The following is a 22,288-nucleotide window of genomic DNA, read 5'->3' as shown; positions in this document are numbered from 1 at the left end:
CACTTAGGAACTAAAATGATAACAGAATTTAAAATGCCCAAAATGGGCGAAAGCATTTCCGAAGCGACCATTATCAACTGGCTGAAAAATGTCGGGGATAGCGTGGATGCAGAAGAAACGATTTTGGAAGTGGCTACGGACAAGGTCGACAGCGATGTGCCGTCACCGGTGTCAGGCGTTATCACTGAGATTCGTTTCGGTAAAGATGAGGTGGTGAAAGTGGGCGAGGTTTTAGCACTAATCGAGGCAGATGGCAGTGTAGCGGGCAAAAAAATAACCATTGGTAAAACCGAGGAAGTAAAACAGGCAGCAAAACCACTGCCGAATGATACCAAAAAGGAGGAAGTGAAATTACAGGCCAGGAGCAATCCCGACGCGTTCCTTTCCCCATTGATCATCAGTATTGCACAGAAGGAAAACCTGTCACTCGAGGAAGTACAGAGCATTCCCGGGTCGGGTGCTGACAGAAGGATTCAGAAAAGTGATGTTTTCAACTATCTGAAAAGCAGGAAATACCCGATCAGGAAGGAAAATGCAAATATGCAAATCCCAAATGCCACCAATACTTATCCAAAACCGGTAATCCAATTCACGGAGGGCAAGGACCGCATCGTCGAAATGGACCGTATGCGTAAGATGATTGCAGATCATATGGTGTATTCGAAACAGACCTCGCCGCATGTGACTTCCTATATTGAAGTGGATGTGACGAATCTGGTCGAATGGCGCAATAAAAACAAAGATATTTTTGCAGAGAGGCACAACCAGAAACTGACATTCACACCCATTTTTGTCGATGCGGTTGCCAAAGCGATTGCAGATTTCCCGATGATCAATGTATCGGTGGATGGCAAGAATATCATTGTTCACAGCGACATCAACATTGGGATGGCGACCGCTTTGCCAAGCGGAAACCTGATTGTCCCGGTAGTAAAAAATGCGAATGAAATGAATCTTGTGCAATTGGCAGCAACTGTAAATCACCTGGCGGACAGTTCACGCAATAATAAATTAAAACCTGATGAGGTTCAGGGAAGTACTTTTACAATCTCCAATGTGGGGACATTCGGAAGCCTGATGGGCACACCGATTATCAACCAACCGGAAGTGGCGATCCTGGCGTTGGGAATCATCAAGAAACGTCCTGAAGTGATGACGACCGAAAAAGGGGATGAGATTGCAATACGCAGCATGATGTACCTGTCACTGTCGTTCGACCACCGCGTCGTGGATGGATTTTTAGGTGGGTCGTTCCTGCGTAAGGTAGGCGATTACCTCGAACAATTTGATCTCAATACGGCAATCTGATTCCCTAAATATAAACACTATGTCTTACACTATCAAAGAAACAAGAGCAACAACTTCAAGGATTAACGAAGTGGATATCAACAATTCCGTGATGGGTCATGCCTTTACGGATCACATGTTCATCTGCGATTATGAAGATGGCCAATGGAAAAATCCGCGTATCGAACCACTGCACGAAATCCCAACGCATCCTGCCGCTATGGCTTTGCATTACGGGCAGGCGATTTTTGAAGGGATGAAAGCGACTTTAGGAAAAGACGGTTCGCCGTTGTTGTTCCGTCCCGATGAAAACGCGAAGCGACTGAATTTCAGTGCGGACCGTATGGGGATGCCTTTGTTTCCTGAAGATTTATTCATGGAAGGATTGAAAAGATTTATGGCGATAGAGCACAACTGGATCCCGACGAGCGAGGGAAGCGCATTGTATTTACGTCCGTTTATGTATGCCGACGAGGCGTTCATAGGCATGCGTGCCGCGACAAAATACAAATTTATCATTTTCGCCTCACCGGCCGGGCCGTTTTTCAGCAAACCGATTAAATTGTGGGCTGAAACCAAATTCATCCGTGCCGCTAACGGTGGAACCGGCGAAGCCAAAGCTGCAGGAAATTACGCCGCGGCGATTCGGCCGACAGAAATCGCCCGGACCAAAGGCTATGATCAGGTATTGTGGCTCGATGCACGCGATTTCGAATATGTGCAGGAAGTCGGGACGATGAATTTCTTTCTTAAGATTGCAGGGAAATGGATTACACCAAATCTCGGTGGTTCGATCCTTGCCGGAATTACGAGGATGAGCGTAATCGATTTACTGCGCGACAAAGGATTTGAAGTGGAAGAAAGACCGATTACGATGCAGGAAATTGTTGGCGCTTTTGAAAACGGAACTTTGGAAGAAGCTTTCGGCGCGGGAACGGCAGTTGGAATCGCGATGGTAGAAGAAATAGGGTATAAGGATATGAAAATCAAATTCCCGGCGGAGAATCCGGTGTCGGAAGACGTGAAGCAGACTTTGGAGAAAATAAAGCACCAGGAAATCGAGGATAAGTTCGGATGGATTGTTCCTGTGGAGCTCGATGCGTCGGTGAACGCGTAAACCGCAGCCCCGATAGGAGTGGAAATCCTTTTTGGATTACCCGTAGCGCAGCGAAGAGAAATCTTCAATGGAGCGCAGCGGAATTGCAAAAAGATTGTAACGGATAGCGGGAAATGCTGCCCAAAAAAATATTAAAATGGAGATTGCAGAAAGCACATTGAATAAAACTGTTTTAGAAAAGGCATTTGCGACGATGGCCACTGCCAAGGCGATGACGGAACTGTATGAGGAGAATTTCAAGACGGTTTCCAAATACGTACATGCGACTTCGCGCGGGCATGAGGCCATACAGATTGCGCTCGCGATGCAGTTGCTGCCGCAGGATTATGCGTTCCCGTATTACCGCGATGATGCGATGATGCTGGGCATTGGCATGCAACCGTATGATTTGATGCTGCAGTTGATGGCGAAGAAAGACGACCCGTTTTCAGGTGGGCGTACGTATTACTGCCACCCAAGTTTACGTGACGCCGATAAGCCAAAAATTCCGCACCAATCTTCGGCGACGGGTATGCAGGCGATTCCTGCTACAGGCGCGGCGATGGGTTTTTGGTATAAGGAAAATATAGGAATCGAAGATAAAAATGAGCAAAAGCCGATTGTAATTTGTTCGCTTGGCGACGCCTCCGTAACGGAAGGTGAGATAGCCGAAGCGTTCCAGATGGCCGCGTTAAAGCAATTGCCGATTTTATATTTAGTTCAGGATAACGGCTGGGACATTTCAGCAAACGCAAACGAAACACGCGCGCAAAATGCGTTCGAGTATGCCAAGGGCTTTCACGGCCTTGAAGCCGTTTCCATCGATGGTGCTGATTTTACCGAAAGTTACCTGACGATGCAGAAAGTATTGAAAACGATGCGTGCTGAGCGCCGTCCGTTTTTGGTGCATGCCAAAGTGCCGTTGTTGAACCACCATACTTCCGGGGTTCGTATGGAATGGTACCGTGATGATTTGGACGAAGCGAAATCGCGCGACCCGTTTCCGGTGTTGAAACAGCAATTGGCCGATGCAGGATTTTCGTCAGAGGAGATTGAAAAGATAAACCGTACAGCCGTTTCAAAAGTACAGGCCGACTACGACAAGGCATTGCAGGCCGAGGATCCGAAGCCGGAAGATCTGTTTACGCATGATTTTGCGCCCACGCCGGTAACCGAGGAAAAAGGCGAACGGAATCCCATCCGTGAAGATAAAGTGGTCATGGTCGACTGCGCGTTGTTCGCCGTGGAAGAGTTGATGAAAAAGCACAAGGAATGCCTGTTATACGGACAGGATGTAGGGGGGAGGCTTGGCGGTGTATTCCGTGAAGCGGCTACACTGGCACAGAAATTCGGCGACGAGCGTGTGTTTAATACACCCATCCAGGAGGCCTTTATTGTTGGCTCTACCGTGGGCATGTCGGCAGTTGGTTTAAAACCGATTGTTGAGGTGCAATTCGCTGACTACATCTGGCCGGGACTGAACCAGTTGTTTACGGAAGTCAGCCGTTCGTCGTACTTAACCAACGGAAAATGGCCGGTTTCAATGATTTTGCGTGTCCCGATTGGCGCGTATGGCAGCGGCGGTCCTTATCATTCGTCTTCGGTAGAGAGTGTGCTGACGAACATCCGTGGGATAAAAATCGCTTATCCGAGCAATGGTGCCGATTTAAAAGGATTGATGAAAGCCGCCTATTATGACCCGAATCCGGTAGTTATTTTAGAACATAAAGGCTTGTATTGGTCAAAAGTAAAAGGTACCGATGAGGCGCGCGTCAACGAGCCGTCAGAGGATTACATCTTACCTTTTGGCAAAGCCAATACTGTACAGGAAATCTGGGGGCAGGACACGGAAGAAACGATCACTGTGATCACTTATGGTATGGGAGTACACTGGGCGTTGAACGCTTCAAAGGATATGAAGGAAAAAGTGGAAATCATTGATTTACGGACGTTATATCCTTTAGACGAGGAAACGATTTTAAAATCGGTTAAGAAAACGAAGAAATGCCTTGTTGTTACCGAAGAGCCTGTAAATAATTCATTTGCGCGAAGTCTGGCAGGGATGATTCAGGAGAGATGCTTCAAATACCTTGATGCGCCGGTGATGGTGATTGGGTCTGAGAACCTGCCCGCAATCCCGCTGAACATGACTTTGGAGCAGACGATGATTCCGTCGATGGAGAAGGTGAAAGTGAAGATGGAGGAGTTGCTTCATTATTAGAAGCTGGTCCGGCTTTTCACTGCAAGTTTTTTCAAATCCGCTCTTTTTTGCAGGTTTTCAAAAGAGCTTCCGTTGGTCGCTTTTTGAAAACCGCAAAATGCGGCGTCTTTTTCAAAAAGCTTTCCGTTTGCAATCCGAGCTATAATCGTGACACGTAACTGTAAAAATTGGCTCAACATCGGAAACTTTACGGTAAGCCAGACTTCGCATACAGCTCGGCCCTCCGCTTCGCAGGCGGGCACCTGATTTCGAAGATTCCGTAAAAATCAAAACTGTTTGAGCGCAGCGAGTTTTTTGATTTTAGGAATTGAGAAATAGCAGGTCGCCGAGAAGAGGTAGGCTTGAATTTTTGCTTCTTTTGTTTCAAGACAAAAGAAGAAGTTCTATATTTTCGTCTTTGGTATAAAGTTCCGAATAATCGTAAAATAAAAAACCCGCCGAATGGTCATCAGCGGGTTTTCATTTTAAGCAAATACTGTCAAACTGCCTTATTTTTTTGCCGGTGGATACTGCCCGAGGATTTTCGTGACAAATTCCTTGATTCGCGCATCCTTGGCGTCTGCATTTTTAGTCAGGTAGCCTGAGCCTTCGCCCTGCCAAACGAGTTCTTTCTTCTTGGCATCGATCAAATCGATAAACAAGGTGCCTTCAGTTTTGGTGGATACATAGGTGTTATTGAAACCCCAGGGATTCCATCCCCATCCCCAGCCATAGCCCCATCCCGAATAGAATTGGTTTACATTCACTTCCTGCCTTGCCTTAGTGAAGATATTGACAACCAAATCAGGATTCTCACTTTTGGTGAGGCCCTTCTTCGTCATTTCATCTTCAATCGCATGCAGGATGCGTTTTTTGTCCAGGTCGGAGATTTCTACTTTGTCAACGCCCTGTTTGTGGAACGCGAAAGTCTTAAATTGGGAATAGTCAACAGTTTTGTCATAATCGCTGGCGACCCGTACCGACGAGCAAGAAACCAGCAGCAGGACAGATAATAATGAAATCATTCTAATCATTTTCATAGCGTCATATTTAAAATTATCGTTTGTCATTTCTTTTGTCAATGAAACTTTTTACCACCGCCACGATGCTGATGATAATCGATGTGCACAGCAGGCTGTACCGTACATAAATATTTTCTGTACGCATGGCGACGGGAATGAGCAATGTCCCGAATAGGAGGAGCCATAAGCTGTTGTACTTTTTCATGGAGTTAGAAATCCAGGATAGCGTCATCAACCTTATTAGGGATGGTGACCTTCAATAAAGGTTGCGTTTCCATCGCCCTTTTTATCGCAAAAGTCGCTTCGTCATTGCGTGCCCAGCTGCGTCTTGAAATGCCGTTATTGACGTCCCAGAACAACATGGATTCCAAGCGTCGGGCTGCGTCTTTCGAACCGTCAAGAACCATGCCAAATCCACCGTTGATTACCTCGCCCCAGCCTACGCCACCGCCGTTATGGATCGACACCCAGGTCGCGCCGCGGAAACTGTCCCCAATCACATTTTGTATCGCCATATCGGCAGTGAAACGAGAACCATCGTAAATATTCGAGGTTTCACGGTAAGGGGAATCCGTCCCCGACACGTCGTGATGGTCCCGGCCTAAAACCACGTAGCCGATTTCGCCTTTTTTTATCGCCTCATTGAAAGCCTGTGCGATTTTTATTCGGCCTTCAGCATCAGCATATAAAATACGTGCCTGCGAGCCTACAACGAGTTTATTCTGTTGTGCGCCTTTAATCCACTGAATGTTGTCCTGCATCTGCTGCTGGATTTCGGCGGGCGCATCCTTGGCCATGTCTTCCAACACTTTACAGGCGATATCATCTGTTTTCTGCAAATCTTCGGGTTTTCCTGAAGCACAGACCCAACGGAACGGCCCGAATCCGTAATCGAAACACATCGGTCCCAAAATATCCTGTACGTAACTCGGATATTTGAAATCAATCCCGTTCGCAGCAAACACATCGGCACCGGCACGCGAACTTTCGAGCAGGAATGCATTGCCATAATCGAAGAAGTAAGTGCCCTTGGCGGTATGTCTGTTCACCGCCGCGGCGTGCCTCCTCAGAGATTGCTGCACCTTTTCCTTAAAGAGTTCCGGATTTTCAGACATCATGGTTTGCGCCGTTTCAAAATCCAGCTCGACAGGATAGTAGCCACCGGCCCACGGGTTGTGGAGTGATGTCTGGTCGCTCCCCAGATCAATATAAAGGTTTTCCGTGTCAAATTTTTCCAATACGTCGACGATATTGCCCAGGTAGGCGACCGACACAATTTCTTTCTGCGCTTTAGCCGAATTGACGCGGGCGACGAGCGCGTCCAGATCAGTGATCACTTCGTCAACCCAGCCTTGTGAATGTCGCGTTTGCACCGCTTTGGGATTCACTTCGGCACACACCGTGATGCAGCCTGCTATATTTCCTGCCTTGGGTTGCGCGCCACTCATCCCGCCCAAACCGGACGTGACAAATAATTTTCCGGCGAGACTTTCCTTATTTTTTGCAATTTTCCTTCCGGCATTTAAGACGGTGATTGTTGTGCCATGAACGATTCCCTGTGGCCCGATATACATATAACTTCCGGCGGTCATCTGCCCGTATTGTGTCACACCAAGCGCATTGAATTTTTCCCAATCATCCGGTTTGGAGTAATTCGGGATCATCATGCCATTGGTCACAACGACTCGCGGCGCATCGCGGTGTGAAGGGAATAATCCCATCGGATGTCCGGAATATATGGTCAGTGTCTGTTCTTCCGTCATTTCCGACAAATACTTCATTGTCAGCAGGTATTGGGCCCAGTTCTGGAACACGGCACCGTTTCCGCCATACGTGATCAGTTCGTGCGGATGTTGCGCCACGGCATAGTCCAGGTTGTTCTGGATCATGAGCATAATGGCTTTTGCCTGTTCACACTTGCCCGGATATTCGTCAATCGGATGGGCATACATCTTATAATCGGGACGCAGCCGGTACATATAAATACGGCCGTAAGTATTGAGTTCGTCCAGAAATTCTTTGGCTAAAATCGCGTGGTCTTTCGGATCAAAATAACGCAGCGCGTTCCGGATGGCAAGTTTTTTTTCATCGGCAGAAAGGATTTCCTTCCTTTTCGGTGCGTGGTTGATGTTGGTTTCGTACGGTTTCGGTTCGGGCAGCACGGTAGGGATTCCCTGCTTTATTTGTTCTTTGAAAGTCATATGCTGATGTAAAGTTTTAAAGTATGAATGCGCTGTTTTAATAATCGGATTTTCTGATTGTGCTTGTTTTTTTGTCAAACCCGTAAGGGCAGTGGCGACATCCGCTTCGACAGCAATAGCCGCGCTTGAGATGGTATTTTTCCGTAAAGCATTTATACCCTTCCGGCGTATAGTAGAAATCCTCGCCTTCGATAGGTTTATTTTCGTTATTTTGCTCGTTCATAAGCTACAAATTTATAAACTTATCATTGATGTTTATTGTTACTTCCCAATATTTAATTCCGAGAGGATATGCGTCTATCGCTATTTTTCCTTTTATCATTATTGGGCGTTCGGGACAAAGGCAGAATAAAGTCCTGATAAACCATGAAAGAATCCACATCAGGCAGCAAATGGAATTACTGGTAGTCGGTTTTTTTATATGGTATGGATTTGAATATCTGATTAGATTGTGTCGCTTTCGCAATCATCAGGAAGCGTACAAAAAAATCAGTTTTGAGGCCGAAGCATACGCGAACGAACACCATCCCGGCTTTCTTCAGCATCGCAATTTTTGGAATTTTATCAAATACCTGTAAGCGATGCAAACCCAAAATCAATTTTTATTTACTGACGCCCAGCGAAATGTAACGGTTTATATCAAACGCGAAGACGCAATCCACCCGATAGTATCCGGAAATAAGTACAGGAAGCTGAAATACAATTTGGTTGAGGCCAGGGCGCAGGGTAACGCGGCATTGCTGACTTTCGGAGGCGCGTTTTCAAATCATATTGCTGCGACGGCCTACGCAGGAAAAGAAGCCGGTTTAAAAACGATTGGCGTGGTTCGCGGCGAAGAACTATCAGAAAAGATCGAACACAACCCCACGCTTACTTTTGCCGTTTCCTGCGGAATGCAACTGCATTTTGTGACAAGAGCACAGTATCGGCAGAAAAATGATGCTGTCTTTTTAGATGGGCTTGCGAAGAAATTCGGGGATTATTACCTGTTGCCTGAGGGCGGGACTAACGCGCTGGCGGTGAAAGGCTGCGAAGAAATTTTAACCGAATCGGATGCCGCTTTCGATTTTATCTGTTGTGCGGTCGGAACCGGCGGAACCCTTTCAGGGATCATCAACAGTGCGCTGCCGCATCAGAAAGTTTTGGGATTTCCGGCGTTAAAAGGGGATTTTTTAAAAGATGAAATTCGTATTTTTGCGCAAAGCATGTCCTGGGAACTGATTCCCGATTACCATTTCGGAGGCTACGGAAAAGTCAGTACGGAACTGATTTCGTTCCTGAATGGTTTTTCCGCCGATTACAGGATCCTGCTTGATCCCGTCTATACGGGAAAGATGGTTTTCGGCGTTATGGATATGATCAGCAAGGGCTATTTTCCAGATTATGCCAAGATATTGCTCATACATACAGGCGGTTTGCAGGGAATTCAGGGAATGAACATCAGGTTAGAAAAAGACAAATTACCAATCATCAATACGCATGTTTAAAAAAACACTTCTTTTACTTATCCTCATCGGTTTTTCAGCCTGCCATACGACCCAGACCGTAGTAAGGACGACCAAAAAAGTGCCGAGTAAAACCACAAGGACGGCCACGCGGATACCCAGGAAACCCACACCCTCAAGGCCTGTTGCCGCGACATCACAACCCAAGGCAGCCAGCAGTTCAGGGCAACAGGGGCAGGAAGTGATCGTGTCTACATCGAAGACTGTAGTATATACAGAAGTGGTTAATGATTACGTAAATCAGTTCAAGGATATCGCAATGGGAAATATGAAATCATACGGCATCCCGGCCAGCATCATACTCGCGCAGGGCATTCTCGAATCCGGCGCCGGAAAAGGCGACCTCGCGGTGAGCGCAAACAACCATTTCGGTATCAAGTGCCACGCGGATTGGACGGGAGAGAGCGTCAGGCACGACGACGACTCTGACCAGGAGTGTTTCAGGAAATACAAAGATCCCGCCGAATCCTATCGTGATCATGCCTTATTCCTCACAACGCGTTCGAGGTATTCCGGGCTTTTCAAGTTACCCAAGGGCGATTATGAAGCGTGGGCACGTGGCTTGCGTGCGGCAGGCTACGCTACTGACCCGAGATATCCTGAAAAACTGATCAGCTATATCGAGCGTTACAACCTTCACCAATACGATTCGCAGGTATTGGGCACTGAGTTTGTGCCCTTTGAAGGGCAGCCCGTGAAGGTTTCAAATGCAGGGACTTCCGCCGCCGTTGCAGGGACGTACGAAGTCCAGAAAGGCGATACACTGTATTCGATATCGAAAAAATTCAGCCTTACGGTCGACCAGTTGAAGCAAAAAAATAACCTAACCGACAACGCGCTGTCCATCGGCCAGCGTTTGGTGGTACAATAGCTAATCCAAAACAAAATGTTATACCAAAGAAGCAGCCGGCTTTTCGCCGAAGCGGAAAAAGTCATTCCAGGTGGCGTAAATTCTCCGGTGCGTGCCTTCCGCGCGGTTGGAGGTACGCCAATATTTGTAAAAAGTGCCAAAGGGGCGTATTTATATGATGAAGACGGCAACCGACTTATCGATTATATTAACTCGTGGGGCCCGATGATTTTAGGCCACGCCTATGATCCGGTGGTAGAAGCCATAACCGAAAAGGCAAAATTGGGGACCTCTTTCGGGATGCCCACCGAGCTCGAGACAGAGATTGCTGCTTTGGCCGTAAGCATGGTGCCGGGTATTGACAAGATCCGCTTCGTAAACTCGGGTACCGAAGCCTGTATGAGCGCTGTGCGCCTGGCGCGCGGTTTCACAAAAAGGGACAAAATCATCAAGTTTGCGGGCTGTTACCACGGCCATTCAGACTCATTCCTGATACAGGCAGGAAGCGGCGCAATCACTTTCGGTACGCCAAACAGTCCGGGTGTCACTGCCGGCACTGCGAAAGACACGCTTTTGGCCACATACAATGACCTTGACAATGTGAGGCGCCTCATTGATGCCAATCCGAAGGAAATAGCCGCCATCATTATAGAGCCGGTGGCAGGCAATATGGGCTGTATCGCGCCCGCGGAAGGCTTTTTGGAAGGGCTTCGCGCGCTGTGCGATGCAGACGGGATCCTGCTGATCTTTGATGAAGTGATGACGGGTTTTCGCCTTGCAAAGGGCGGTGCCCAGGAATTGTTCAGCATCCAGGCGGATATTGTTGCTTTTGGGAAAGTGATTGGGGGCGGGCTACCGGTAGGTGCCTTCGCGGCACGTGCCGAAATCATGAATTATCTTGCGCCTTTAGGCCCGGTGTATCAGGCAGGGACTTTGTCCGGGAATCCGTTGGCGATGGCCGCCGGTCTGGCGATGCTCCGTCAACTCAATGCCGACGGGAACATTTTCAACAGGCTTGAGGAAAAGACCGCGTATCTTGAGAAAGGAATCCGTGAGGTATTGACAGCCCACGCTATTGCGCATACCATAAACCGGGTAGGATCAATGATATCAGTACATTTTGACCACCGCCCGGTAACCGATTTTAAATCAGCCGGAAATGGTGACAATGAACGCTTCAGGAAATTCTTTCACGGACTGGTTGAGGCAGGCGTTTACATTGCGCCATCTGCTTATGAAACCTGGTTCATCAGTGACGCGCTCACGTATGATGACCTTGATTTTACGATTGCGGCGATTGATAAAGTTGCGAAAAGCCTGATATAAAAAAACGTCCCAATCGGGACGTTTTTTTTTATTTAAAAAGCTGGAATTAATTTGTAAGGCTCTTAAATAATGCCTCGTTGCTTTTTACCTTTTCGAAAGTTTCACCATCAAGCGAGGCCTCGAGTTTACGGGCTATGATCTGAGAAACAATCTGCTTTCTGTCAGCCGAGTCACCGGCATCCGCCATCATCTTATATTTTGTAGTAAAAAGTTCAGTGAATACTGCCTGTCTTTCCATCGATAATGGAGTAAAGGCGTTGAGTTCTGCTGTGTTTTTCTTCGCTTTTTCCAAATTGGTCATCGTCGGGGCTGCGGCAACCGTAGCTTTAGAAGGAACCTTTGCAGACGTTAACGGCTTTTTAGCCTGGGCACTCGCGCCAACCGCAAAAAACAGGGATAAAGCTATAATCAGATTTTTCATAGTGTGGTGATTAAAAAATTAAGTATGCCAAATCTAATTATTTTTTAAATACCAATATAATTTATTTTATTCTTAATCACGCCTTTGCTTTTTCCCGCGGTGCTCGCCAACAGCCTTCTTGATATGGCGCTTTTTGCTGTCCGTCATTTTTTCCCATTTTTCCATTTGTTCGTCGGTGAGAATTTTCCTGACCCTTTCTTTCATCGCGATCTGCTCGTCCAACATCTTGCTGCGCATCGCAAAACGCTCATCTGCAGTAGGCCTTTTACCCGAGTCTTTCATCTTTTTAAGCTCCGTTTTCGCGGCTTCTTTTCTCGCTTGTAAATCTGCCACGACTTTTGCCATTTCCTTTTGCTGAGAAGCATTGAGGTCGAGTTTTAAAGTCAGTTCCTTTACACGGAGCTCATTCTGTTGTGCAGGGGTGAACTGTTCCATCTTTTGCCTGTCGTCTTTAAGGGCGTTTGGTTTTTCCTGGGCAAACGATACCATTCCTGATACCAGCATTGCCAATGCAATCATTTTTTTCATTGTTTAAGAATTTAAGTTGGCCCGTAGGACGTCCGGGTTCCCTATTGGTTTAACGGATGAGTCAATTTAAGGTAGATTTAACGAAATCGCGTATGCAACCGGATGTCTTCAAAAACGGGAAATCCGTTCATTGAACGGATTTCTTATTGGGGATAACAATCTTTAACTGACGAGTTCCATTGTTTTGAAGTCGCCTTCGACGGCAACCCGGATCATGCCGTGTTTAGACAGGGCCTTAGTGGCCGCGTCCCATTTCTTTCCGCTGAGTTCGGTTTTAATTTTTAGGCTAGCGAGATCCATTTTGCCCTCGTTCGCCTGCAATAGGGATACTATCAATTTTTCTTCATCGGAAAGCTCGACCTGTATTTGTTTCTTTTCAGGGCGCATCTGCGGGAAGAATAAAACCTCCTGTATCGAGGCGTTATTGGTCAGGAACATGATCAGGCGGTCCATACCGATACCGAGACCTGATGTTGGCGGCATGCCGTACTCCAACGCGCGCAGGAAATCGTAATCGATAAACTGTGTTGCTTCATCATCGCCTTTTTCAGCCAGCTGGAGTTGGTGTTCAAAACGTTCTTTCTGGTCAATAGGGTCATTAAGTTCCGAATAGGCGTTGGCGACTTCCTTGCCGCAGACCATCAGCTCAAAACGCTCTGTTAACTCAGGATTGTCGCGGTGCTGCTTGCAAAGCGGGCTCATCTCTTTTGGATAATCGGTGATAAAAGTAGGCTGGATGAAGTTCCCTTCGCATTTGGCCCCGAAGATTTCATCAATCAGTTTTCCTTTGCCCATCGTCGCATCCACCTCTATGCCCATGCTCCTCGCGGCTTCGAACAATTCCGCTTCACTTTTCCCAGAAATATCGAAACCGGTGTACTGTTTTATCGCATCGGTCATAGTAACGCGCGGGTAGGGCGCCCTGAAGTTCACCTTATGTTCCCCGAAAGTAGCTTCTGTCGTACCGTTAACAGCCATCGCGCAATGTTCAAGCAGTTTTTCGGTAAAGGCCATCATCCAGTTGTAATCCTTATAGGCGACGTAAATTTCCATAGCGGTGAACTCGGGGTTGTGCGTACGGTCCATTCCTTCATTGCGGAAATTTTTTGAAAACTCGTATACGCCTTCAAATCCGCCGACGATAAGTCTTTTCAGGTACAATTCATTGGCAATCCTCATGTACAGCGGCACGTCCAGTGCATTGTGGTGCGTCATGAACGGTCGTGCGGCGGCACCGCCCGGAATCGGTTGGAGGACCGGCGTTTCCACTTCGAGATACCCTTTGGCATTGAAGAACTCACGCATGGCGTTGAACAGTTTTGTTCGCTTGATGAACGTCTCTTTCACATGGTCATTTACGGTGAGGTCCACATAACGCCGGCGGTACCTTTGTTCAGCATCTGCGAAAGCGTCGTGTACCACACCGTCGGCGTCAGTTTTTACCACCGGAAGCGGCTTCAGGGCTTTTGCGAGCACGGTCAGTTTGGTAACATGAACCGAAATTTCGCCTACCTGTGTCCTGAATACCTTTCCTTCAATACCGATGAAGTCGCCGATATCCAGCAAGCGAAGGAACACCGTGGTATACATCGTATTCTCGGCATCCGTGGAAATGTCGTCGCGCGATACATAAAGTTGTATGCGGCCTTCCGAATCCTTTAGCTCTGCAAAGGAAGCCTTACCCATCTTTCGCTTTCCCATCAGCCTTCCGGCCAAAACGACCTCTTTCCCTTCGTAGTGTTCAAAGTTGTTGAGGATTTGCGATGAGTACGCAGTCGTGGTAAATTCATTTGCGGGATAAGGCTCGATGCCCAGGTCGCGCAATTCCTGAAGCGCTTCCCTGCGAAGGACTTCCTGTTCGGATAATGCCATGGTTTTTCATTTTAAGACCGCAAAGATAACTAATAATTGAGATGTTACAAACAGTGGGCGATGGGCGAGGGCTTAGGGCGCGCAGTGTGCCGAATAATAATATTATTGATTATATTTGGCACAGATTAAACCGACATAAACCAAAAACACCTTAAATATGAAAATTACAAGACTGCTAATGGGCTTGCTGGTTGGCTTCGCGCTGACAAGCTGCAATTTCACCGAAGAGATTTACGTAAATAATGACGGCGGGGGCAAGTTCTCGATACAGATGGACGGCTCGCAATTGATGGCGATGGCCGGAAAGGAAATGCAGAATGATCCCCAGGCCGGGAAGGTCATCGACTCCACTTTCAGTTTTAAGGATGTTTTTGCTGCGAAAAAAGACAGCATTGCCAAACTGCCCGTAGCCGAGCAGGAGCGTTTGCGTAAACTGGAAAATTACACCATGGCGATGAAGATGAATGCGGCCGAACAGCAAATGATGTTTACCATAGCGACAGATTTTAAAAGCGTCGCCGCGCTGGAAGACGCCATGTCGGCAATGACGGGGGTAACTTCATTAGGCAAAGGGATGGGAGAAACCAATCCGTTGGCCCAGATGGGTGGTATCGGCAACAACAACTCGACGCTGAAGTATGCTTACGATGGGAAAAAGTTTTCCAGGAAGGCTACCTTGCTGAAGAAAGAGACTACGGAAGTGGCTAATGATTCGCTCAATGAAGCTTTCAGCATGATTTATGAGTCATCTACCTACACGGTAAAGTACCACTTTCCGAAAAAAATAAAAAAAGTCAGCAATTCGGCTGCTTCGATAAGTTCAGACAAGAAGACTGTGACTGTTGAATATCCATTCACGGATTACATGAAGGCTCCGGAAAAGCTTAATTTTGACGTTGAATTTGAATAATGCCACAAAATAAAGCCGTACGTGTCGAAGATCTTGGACTAGTCGATTATAAGGAGGCCTGGGACTATCAGGAACGGCTCTTTGGAGAGATTGTTGATTTAAAAATCAGGAACCGCAGGGAGGATCTCAGCCTTGAAACACCAAATCACTTCTTGTTCGTAGAGCATCCGCATGTGTATACATTAGGAAAAAGCGGCGACCTGGGCAATTTGTTGCTCAACGAGTCACAATTGGAGGCCAAGGGAGCAACTTTTTATCGCATCAACCGTGGCGGTGACATCACTTACCACGGTCCCGGGCAGATTGTGGGCTATCCTATCCTGGACCTGGAAAATTTCTTCATGGACATCCATAAATATTTACGCTTTCTGGAGGAAGCTGTCATACTTACACTCGCTGACTACGGACTTCACTGCAGCAGGAGTGAAGGTGAAACAGGTGTTTGGCTGGGCGTCGGAACACCATTTGCCAGGAAAATATGCGCCATGGGCGTACGGGCGTCCCGCTGGGTGACCATGCACGGATTTGCCCTGAATGTGAACGCCGACCTCGGTTATTTCGACAATATCATACCGTGCGGGATCCGCGGTAAAGCCGTGACCTCACTTCATGTAGAGCTGGGTGTTGACAGTGTGGACGAGCAGGGGGTGAAGGAAAAAATCCTGAGACATTTTGCCGCGCTGTTTGAGGCATCCTATACCCGATAACTTACAATTCAAGATCAAGGTTGAATTCCAATTGTTCTTCGGGCAATAGCCTGAAACTCATCCTGTGGTGCTTTGTCGGCCCAAAAGCAGCAATCGCCTGCCGGTGTTCGGCTGTGGGATAGCCCTTATTTTGTTTCCAATTGTACATGGGAAATTCCTGGTGCAAGGTTTCCATATACTCGTCGCGGTAAGTTTTTGCGAGCACCGATGCCGCTGCGATGCTCAGGTACTTTGAGTCGCCTTTAACAATGCAGCTGTGGGGGATGTTGCTGAGGGGTTTGAACCGATTCCCATCTACTATAATATATAAAGGTAACGGATTGAGTTTTAAAACCGAATCCTGCATGGCCTTAATCGAGGCGTTGAGGATGTTGATTTCGTCAATCGTCAATGGGTCCAGATGGGTCACGGCGAAACTGATCGCATGTTCCTCGATAATCGGCCGAAGATATTGCCGCTGTTTCTCGGTAAGCTGTTTGGAATCATTCAGCAATTCGTGCCTGAAACCTGTTGGCAATAGCACGGCAGCTGCGGTCACAGGGCCCGCAAGGCAGCCACGACCGGCTTCATCGGTCCCTGACTCCAATAAAAACTCTGAAAAATTCCCCAGAAGCATCGTGTTGTTTTTGCGTCAAAAATAATATTTTCTGCGGATACGCGGATGAGCCTTCTGGAACAATTGCCCACTATATGATTTTAACAGAAATTTAATTACTAAAAATCAACGCGTTTTGTCGCTCTTCAAATGGGCGCATTGCATAAAAGTTAAAAAAAATGATTTTTACGCAACCATTTTAAATTAATATCATCTCTGGTTTAAATACGGTAAAATTTCAGTAAAGAATTGGGGAATCCGTAAAAGTTAATTTTGGAATATTAAATGCATTTATTTGTTTAATTAAGAAATTATTAAGAAGTTTGCGGAATAACTAATTCAAATTAAATTTAATTATGAGATCGAAATTCAAATGGATTTTTGCGCTTTTACTGGCACTTTCAGTGCAGGTAACCTTTGCGCAGGAAAAAACTGTGACAGGTACCGTGAAAGATAGCGAAGGATTTCCTTTGCCGGGCGTTACCGTTACCGTAGCTGGAACTAATAAAGGGGCCAACACAGATATTGATGGTAAATACTCCATCACAGCTGCACAAGGTCAGTCGTTAGTGTTTTCATACGTTGGGCTTGCCACGCAGACCCAGCCGGTTGGTGCATCAAGCAACATCGACGTGACACTTAAAGCGGCACAAACTGATCTGGAGGTTGTTACCATTAACACAGGATACAAAACCTTTACGAAAAGGGATAATCCTTCAGCTATCTCCACAATTTCAATTGATGCTATTGAAGAACGGGCCAATGCTTCCGTAATTCAAAACCTTCAAGGACAGGTTTCTGGTCTTAGTGTTTCGACAGGAAGCGGTCAGCCTGGAGCGGATAGTACGATCATCCTTCGTGGTGTCGGATCAATCAATGGTAACATTGAGCCATTGTTTATCGTTGACGGAAGTCCGGTTGACGAAGATGGTTTCAGGAGTATCAACCAGAATGACATTGCTACAATCAGTGTTTTGAAGGATGCTTCGGCGACTTCTATTTACGGAAACAGGGGAGGTAACGGTGTTATCGTTATTACTACAAAAAGAGGTAAACTGAACGAAAAAATGAAGTTCAGGTACTCTTCACAATATGGAATCAACGAGATTCAGGGCTTGAATATCGAGCTGATGAATTCGAGGCAGATGCTTAAACTGGAACAGCAATATGGTGGCGGTTTAGGTGGTGGAAAAACAGATGCTGAAATCGAAGCCCGCGCAAAGCAGGCAAATACAAACTGGGCGGATATTTTCTTCAGGAAAGGCGCTACACAGACTCATGACTTGTCTATCACTTCAGGTTCTGAGAAGACTACAAATTTTACATCTTTGAGTTATTTTGAGCAGGACGGTATCTTTTTGAATACAAACTTCAAAAGGTTCAGTTTAAGGAACAATTTTACCGGTCGTTCAGAGAACAATAAATTTACTTACTCTTTAAATTATTCTGCTAACTTTTCACGTCAGAATGGTATTGACGGTGCGGGAACAAATGCAATTTACTTTGCTCCGTTCTCTGCTGCGCTAAGAGGTCTTCCTTACTTATCTCCGTATGATGCAGATGGATCTATTACAATGGATGGCGGTATTGCTTCCGGCGATGCTTCAGGTATTACTCCGGATAAGATTCCTTATGTGTTGTTGAATTCTGTAAGAATGAATACGGATATTGAGGATGAGTTTAAAATGGTTACTGCATTTAACGCCAATTATAACTTTGCGAAAAATCTGACTGCTGGAATTCAGATGGGTGTTGATTATTCAACTTTCACAACTAAAGAGGTTTTGCATCCAAACAGTATTCTTGGGCCATTTCAGGTAAATCAGGCTGCTGAGTTTGGTGGTATCCAAAGTGAGGGATCTACACGCGATTTCAGGTTCAATACTACTGCGAGTCTGAATTACAATAACACATTCGGAAAGCATAATATCGATGTTACTGCCTACACGGAATACAATAAGGCACATTATGACGGAATCAATTTCCAGGTAAGAGGTCTTGATCCAAGGTTGCTTGGTACTGGTGCGGCATTTGTTGATTTTAATACTCAGGAGCTTGGAGGTGAAATTTATACGCCAACAATCGGATCTTTTAAACTACAGGAAGGTTTGTTTTCTTACTTTGCGAACGCTCAATACGATTACGACAGCAAATATGTATTGTCTGGTACAATCAGGAGGGATGCTTCGTTCCGTTTTATCGATGACAACAAGTGGGGTACTTTTTGGTCTGTTGGAGCGGGCTGGAGTATCGATCAGGAAGCTTTCATGAAAGACAAGACTGCCTTTAACCTGTTGAAGTTAAGAGGTTCTTACGGAACTTCAGGTAACCAACGGATTATCAACGCCCAATATTCAGGCTTGAACCTTACACGTACCTTGTACGGACAGGGTGGAGGTTATGACAGTGGCAACTCTACATTTCTTACCCAGCTGGGGAACTCTTTCCTACAGTGGGAGGAACTTAAACAAGCTAACATCGGTGTTGATTTCGGTGTTTGGAAAAACAAACTTTCGGGTACCGTTGACGTGTACGTGAAAACTACTGAAGAACTGTTCCAGGACCGTCCGGTTTCTCCGGTAAATGGTACAAGCATTATACAAGCCAACATCGGATCTATGGAGAACAGGGGTATTGAGGCTGACTTGAAATATGTTCTTTACGATAAGAGCAACTGGAATATTTCTGTAAATGCGAATGCGTCTTACAACAAGAATAAAATTTTGGAGTTGGCTCCAAGTTTTGAAGGTATTGAATTCAACGGTGGTGCCTCTGCTTTGATTGAGGGAGAACCGGTTGACGTGTTTTACGTTCAAAGATATGTCGGCGTTAACCCTGCAAATGGTAACGCTCTGTTCTTGGATGCTGAAGGAAATTTGACAGAAAATATGCTTGATGCAGACAGGGTTTCTACCGGGAAATCTGTATACCCTGTGTGGCAGGGAGGTTTTGGAACCAATATCGGTTTTAAAGGATTTGAATTTACAACACAATGGAGCTGGATGGCTGACCTTTGGAGGAATAACCTTGACCTTGGAACAGTGGAAGAGACCAACGTTATTGACGATGGTGGTAACCGTGCGACATCAGTGTTGACAGCTTGGCAGAATCCTGGGGATATCACTTCAGTGCCGAGGGTAGGTAATCCATTCAATTCTGTAGATTATATCAATGGTACTGACCGTTATCTTGAGGATGGTTCCTTCTTAAGACTGAGAAACGTTTCGTTAGGATACTCTTTCAACTCGAAGACTTTGGAAAAAACTCCTTTCAGCGGCGTTAAATTCTTTATCCAAGCGGAGAACATCATCACTTTCAGCTCATACAGGGGTTGGGATGCTGAAGCAGGTTTCCGTTCTACCGACAGGGGTAACTACCCTACTCCGAAGATCTATACCTTTGGTGCTACAATTAATTTCTAAAAAAAATGATAATGAAAAAAATATTTAAATTTGGTTTTATTGCTTTATTGTTTAGTGTGGCAGCTTGCAATGACGCAACCGATATAGTTCAGGAATCTGAGCTGGATCCTATATCAGCTTATAAAACCGTTGGGCATTTACAATCAGGATTAAACGGTGTGTATGCTGCTTATGGCCCTGACTTTGGAAGTAACGGTAACGGTGACGCCATCTTCTTTAATGATCTTTTTACGGATAACATGAAGAAAGGGTCTGCGAGTAGCGGACAGGGCTCAAGTGAATACAACTTCGTTTTGCAGCCAAGTAATTCTACACCTGAAAGCATCTGGGCCAACCGTTACGCTACCATCAACCGCGTAAACAGGGTACTCGAGGCTTACAATAGGATTTATGATACTTTTTCTGACAGTGACAAGGCTGATGCTGACGTTATCAAAGGACAGTTATTGGCGATGAGGGCTTTATGTACACTGGATCTTTTCGAGTATTTTACTCCGGATTACACCAATACTGCAGGGCCGTCAGTAATAAAAATGGATTTTGTTCCTGAATTGTTTGTGAATGATACTTTTCCACGCAACACAGTGGGCGAGATTGTTGCATTCATGAAGGATGATATTTCGCAGGCTTACGAACTACTTAATGGTGTGACTGTTCAGGGAAATTCAATGTATTACCTTAACACTAACGTGATTCAGGCTATTGAGGCCAGGCTTTCACTGGACACTGAGGATTACGCTCGTGCTGAAGCGCTGGCAACTGATTTGTTAACTGCGTTCCCGCTGTCTGACGCTGCTACCTATGCTGAAATGTTTGCTGGTGTCGCTGCCCCAACAAGAGGTGAAACTATTTTTGCCCTCAAGCGTACCGCTAATGATAACGGAATTGCAAACAACTGGTATGCAAACACGGTAACAAGAGACGGAAGCCCGATTCTCGAAGCTTCAGAGCAGCTTTTAAATCTTTTTGATGACGGTGACGTTCGTAAGGCAGTGACTTTTGTTCCAGATGATGGCCCTACCGGAAACGGATCTGATTTCGACTACCCAATTAATAACGGTATTATCCTTATTGGTAAATATCCTGGTATTCCTGCTGATGCATTGGTAAATGACGTGAAAATCTTCAGGGCATCTGAAATGCAATTGATTTTGGCTGAAGCGCAGGCAAGACGTGGTGATTTGGCCGCAGCTGCTGCTTCTGTTCAGGCTATCAGGGCTGCAAGGGGTGCTTCTGCCGGTTTGAGTACTTATGGTTCCTTGGGTGTTGCATTGGAAGACATCCTTTTAGAAAGGCGTAAAGAATTCGCTTTCGAAGGACACAGGTATCTTGATCTAAAGCGACTCGGTGGAGAATTGAATATCGGCGTGAGCAGAAGATCTGATGATGCTGCTACTTTCTCTGCGCCGACTGACCTTCCTGCAAATGATTACAGGTTTACACTTCCAATTCCTCAAAGTGAATTGAACGCAAACAACCTGATGGTTCAGAACCCTGGCTATGATGATAATTAATTAAATAAAATTTCTATGAAAACAATTTTTAAATTACTGATTGCTTCTGTTTTCTTTGTTTCTTGCGGAGAAGCCGATACGGCAGTCTATGACGGTACGTCTGATAACCAGACTTTACTTTCCTTCTCAAAAGCGGTATATACATTACCTGTTGTAGTCGACTCTGAAGGAGATTTGGATGTAGTGCTGTATTCCAGTACAAAATCCGATGTCGACCGGGTGTTCAACGTAACGGTTGTGGCTGAGGAAAGCAACGCAGATCCTGCAACTTATACCATTCCTTCGACGGTGACTATCCCTGCAAATACAAATCAGGGTATACTTAAGGTTCATGGTATCGATAATGGTTTAGAGGAAACCACAGTATTGACGGTAACGTTCGCGACCAATGCTGAAAATCAGGTTTTCGATTCTAACAAGGCCATCATCAATGTTACCCAGATTTGTCCGATCATTAGGGACGAGTTCGTTGGTACATATGATGCTATCGAGACGCCTGGCCCGTACAGTTATACTGTTGTCGGTGAGCCTGGTGACCAGCCTAACGAATTGGTTTTAAGGAATATTTGGGATGTAGATCCTAATTCCACGACCTCAATCTTTTTCAACGGAGATGATCCATATGATTCTATCATTACGTATCCTTTCTATCTGGATAATTTCCTTTACGTGAACGGTCAATACGGTAACGCCTATGTAGATGACAGTGATTCCGCTTTGGAAGATAGTACTGTTGATGCCTGTGTCGATGTGATCACACTCAATTTCAGGGTTCGTGTTTCGGCCGGAAGTTTCGGTGCCAGCAAAGTAGTTTTAACAAAACAATAAAAAA

At 46.0% G+C, this 22,288-nt stretch carries 20 protein-coding genes; 11 read left to right on the top strand and 9 right to left on the bottom strand.

The window, feature by feature from the left end:
* Nucleotides 1-42: 42 nt before the first annotated feature.
* The 3 genes from HYN48_RS00810 (at nucleotide 43) to HYN48_RS00800 (ending at nucleotide 4,604) form a co-directional block, all read left to right on the top strand.
* Nucleotides 43-1,308, top strand: coding sequence for a dihydrolipoamide acetyltransferase family protein (locus tag HYN48_RS00810; protein ID WP_245945969.1), 1,266 nt, complete (start codon nucleotides 43-45; stop codon nucleotides 1,306-1,308).
* A 19-nt stretch (nucleotides 1,309-1,327) separates the two neighbouring features.
* Nucleotides 1,328-2,404: a branched-chain amino acid aminotransferase gene (locus tag HYN48_RS00805; RefSeq protein ID WP_108369330.1), complete on the top strand. Its 1,077-nt coding sequence runs from the start codon at nucleotides 1,328-1,330 to the stop codon at nucleotides 2,402-2,404.
* Nucleotides 2,405-2,540: 136 nt separating this feature from the next.
* Complete coding sequence (locus HYN48_RS00800) at nucleotides 2,541-4,604, top strand: alpha-ketoacid dehydrogenase subunit alpha/beta (RefSeq protein WP_108369329.1); 2,064 nt, start codon at nucleotides 2,541-2,543, stop codon at nucleotides 4,602-4,604.
* A 488-nt stretch (nucleotides 4,605-5,092) separates the two neighbouring features.
* On the opposite strand, the gene HYN48_RS00790 is transcribed toward HYN48_RS00800, so the two are convergent.
* From HYN48_RS00790 to HYN48_RS15235, 5 genes are all read right to left on the bottom strand, one after another.
* Nucleotides 5,093-5,623: a DUF4136 domain-containing protein gene (locus HYN48_RS00790; protein WP_108373237.1), complete on the bottom strand. Its 531-nt coding sequence runs from the start codon at nucleotides 5,621-5,623 to the stop codon at nucleotides 5,093-5,095.
* A gap of 16 nt (nucleotides 5,624-5,639) precedes the next feature.
* Nucleotides 5,640-5,810 (bottom strand): hypothetical protein, encoded by a 171-nt coding sequence (locus tag HYN48_RS15240; protein ID WP_181248494.1) that lies wholly within the window; start codon nucleotides 5,808-5,810, stop codon nucleotides 5,640-5,642.
* Nucleotides 5,811-5,814: 4 nt separating this feature from the next.
* The gene (locus tag HYN48_RS00785; protein WP_108369327.1) at nucleotides 5,815-7,806 is read right to left on the bottom strand and encodes a urocanate hydratase; all 1,992 of its coding nucleotides are present in this window, start codon (nucleotides 7,804-7,806) and stop codon (nucleotides 5,815-5,817) included.
* Nucleotides 7,807-7,843: 37 nt separating this feature from the next.
* The gene (locus tag HYN48_RS00780) at nucleotides 7,844-8,029 is read right to left on the bottom strand and encodes a C1orf53 family protein (RefSeq protein ID WP_108369326.1); all 186 of its coding nucleotides are present in this window, start codon (nucleotides 8,027-8,029) and stop codon (nucleotides 7,844-7,846) included.
* Nucleotides 8,030-8,204: 175 nt separating this feature from the next.
* Entirely contained in the window at nucleotides 8,205-8,351 is a 147-nt protein-coding gene (locus HYN48_RS15235; RefSeq protein ID WP_181248493.1) for a hypothetical protein, read from the bottom strand.
* A 36-nt stretch (nucleotides 8,352-8,387) separates the two neighbouring features.
* On the opposite strand from HYN48_RS15235, the gene HYN48_RS00770 reads away from it, so the two are divergent.
* The 3 genes from HYN48_RS00770 to hemL are packed head-to-tail and all read left to right on the top strand — an operon-like array spanning nucleotide 8,388 to nucleotide 11,487.
* Nucleotides 8,388-9,293: a 1-aminocyclopropane-1-carboxylate deaminase/D-cysteine desulfhydrase gene (locus HYN48_RS00770; protein WP_108369324.1), complete on the top strand. Its 906-nt coding sequence runs from the start codon at nucleotides 8,388-8,390 to the stop codon at nucleotides 9,291-9,293.
* Entirely contained in the window at nucleotides 9,286-10,182 is an 897-nt protein-coding gene (locus HYN48_RS00765) for a glucosaminidase domain-containing protein (RefSeq protein WP_108369323.1), read from the top strand. The genes HYN48_RS00770 and HYN48_RS00765 overlap by 8 nt, the downstream gene beginning before the upstream one ends.
* A 15-nt stretch (nucleotides 10,183-10,197) precedes the next feature.
* On the top strand, nucleotides 10,198-11,487 hold the full coding sequence (gene hemL / locus HYN48_RS00760; RefSeq protein ID WP_108369322.1) for a glutamate-1-semialdehyde 2,1-aminomutase: 1,290 nt from the start codon (nucleotides 10,198-10,200) through the stop codon (nucleotides 11,485-11,487).
* Between the two features lie 46 nt (nucleotides 11,488-11,533).
* Here hemL and HYN48_RS00755 read toward each other — a convergent pair whose 3' ends face one another.
* The 3 genes from HYN48_RS00755 to lysS form a co-directional block, all read right to left on the bottom strand.
* Nucleotides 11,534-11,908 (bottom strand): hypothetical protein, encoded by a 375-nt coding sequence (locus HYN48_RS00755; protein ID WP_108369321.1) that lies wholly within the window; start codon nucleotides 11,906-11,908, stop codon nucleotides 11,534-11,536.
* 72 nt (nucleotides 11,909-11,980) lie between these two features.
* Nucleotides 11,981-12,436, bottom strand: a complete 456-nt coding sequence (locus HYN48_RS00750; RefSeq protein ID WP_108369320.1) for a hypothetical protein — start codon at nucleotides 12,434-12,436, stop codon at nucleotides 11,981-11,983.
* Nucleotides 12,437-12,598: 162 nt separating this feature from the next.
* Nucleotides 12,599-14,308: a lysine--tRNA ligase gene (gene lysS / locus HYN48_RS00745; protein WP_108369319.1), complete on the bottom strand. Its 1,710-nt coding sequence runs from the start codon at nucleotides 14,306-14,308 to the stop codon at nucleotides 12,599-12,601.
* 157 nt (nucleotides 14,309-14,465) lie between these two features.
* On the opposite strand from lysS, the gene HYN48_RS00740 reads away from it, so the two are divergent.
* A complete protein-coding gene (locus tag HYN48_RS00740) occupies nucleotides 14,466-15,218 on the top strand; it encodes a hypothetical protein (protein ID WP_108369318.1) in 753 nt (250 codons plus the stop codon).
* Nucleotides 15,218-15,925, top strand: coding sequence for a lipoyl(octanoyl) transferase LipB (gene lipB, locus HYN48_RS00735; protein WP_108369317.1), 708 nt, complete (start codon nucleotides 15,218-15,220; stop codon nucleotides 15,923-15,925). Before HYN48_RS00740 ends, lipB begins: the two co-directional genes overlap by 1 nt.
* A 1-nt stretch (nucleotide 15,926) precedes the next feature.
* Here lipB and HYN48_RS00730 read toward each other — a convergent pair whose 3' ends face one another.
* The gene (locus tag HYN48_RS00730) at nucleotides 15,927-16,541 is read right to left on the bottom strand and encodes a ribonuclease HII (RefSeq protein ID WP_108369316.1); all 615 of its coding nucleotides are present in this window, start codon (nucleotides 16,539-16,541) and stop codon (nucleotides 15,927-15,929) included.
* Nucleotides 16,542-16,876: 335 nt separating this feature from the next.
* Here HYN48_RS00730 and HYN48_RS00725 point away from each other — a divergent pair, with 335 nt between their 5' ends.
* From HYN48_RS00725 to HYN48_RS00715, 3 genes are read left to right on the top strand one after another with little or no spacing between them, the layout of a single operon-like run.
* Nucleotides 16,877-19,942, top strand: coding sequence for a SusC/RagA family TonB-linked outer membrane protein (locus tag HYN48_RS00725; RefSeq protein ID WP_108369315.1), 3,066 nt, complete (start codon nucleotides 16,877-16,879; stop codon nucleotides 19,940-19,942).
* An 11-nt stretch (nucleotides 19,943-19,953) separates the two neighbouring features.
* On the top strand, nucleotides 19,954-21,456 hold the full coding sequence (locus HYN48_RS00720) for a RagB/SusD family nutrient uptake outer membrane protein (RefSeq protein ID WP_181248492.1): 1,503 nt from the start codon (nucleotides 19,954-19,956) through the stop codon (nucleotides 21,454-21,456).
* A gap of 15 nt (nucleotides 21,457-21,471) precedes the next feature.
* Nucleotides 21,472-22,284, top strand: a complete 813-nt coding sequence (locus HYN48_RS00715; RefSeq protein ID WP_108369313.1) for a hypothetical protein — start codon at nucleotides 21,472-21,474, stop codon at nucleotides 22,282-22,284.
* Nucleotides 22,285-22,288 lie beyond the last annotated feature (4 nt).

The sequence above is a fragment of the Flavobacterium magnum genome, assembly GCF_003055625.1.
In the GTDB taxonomy this organism is placed as follows: Bacteria; Bacteroidota; Bacteroidia; order Flavobacteriales; family Flavobacteriaceae; genus Flavobacterium; species Flavobacterium magnum.
The sequence above is the reverse complement of the archived record's forward strand: the minus strand, read 5'-3'. Positions and strand labels throughout refer to the sequence as shown.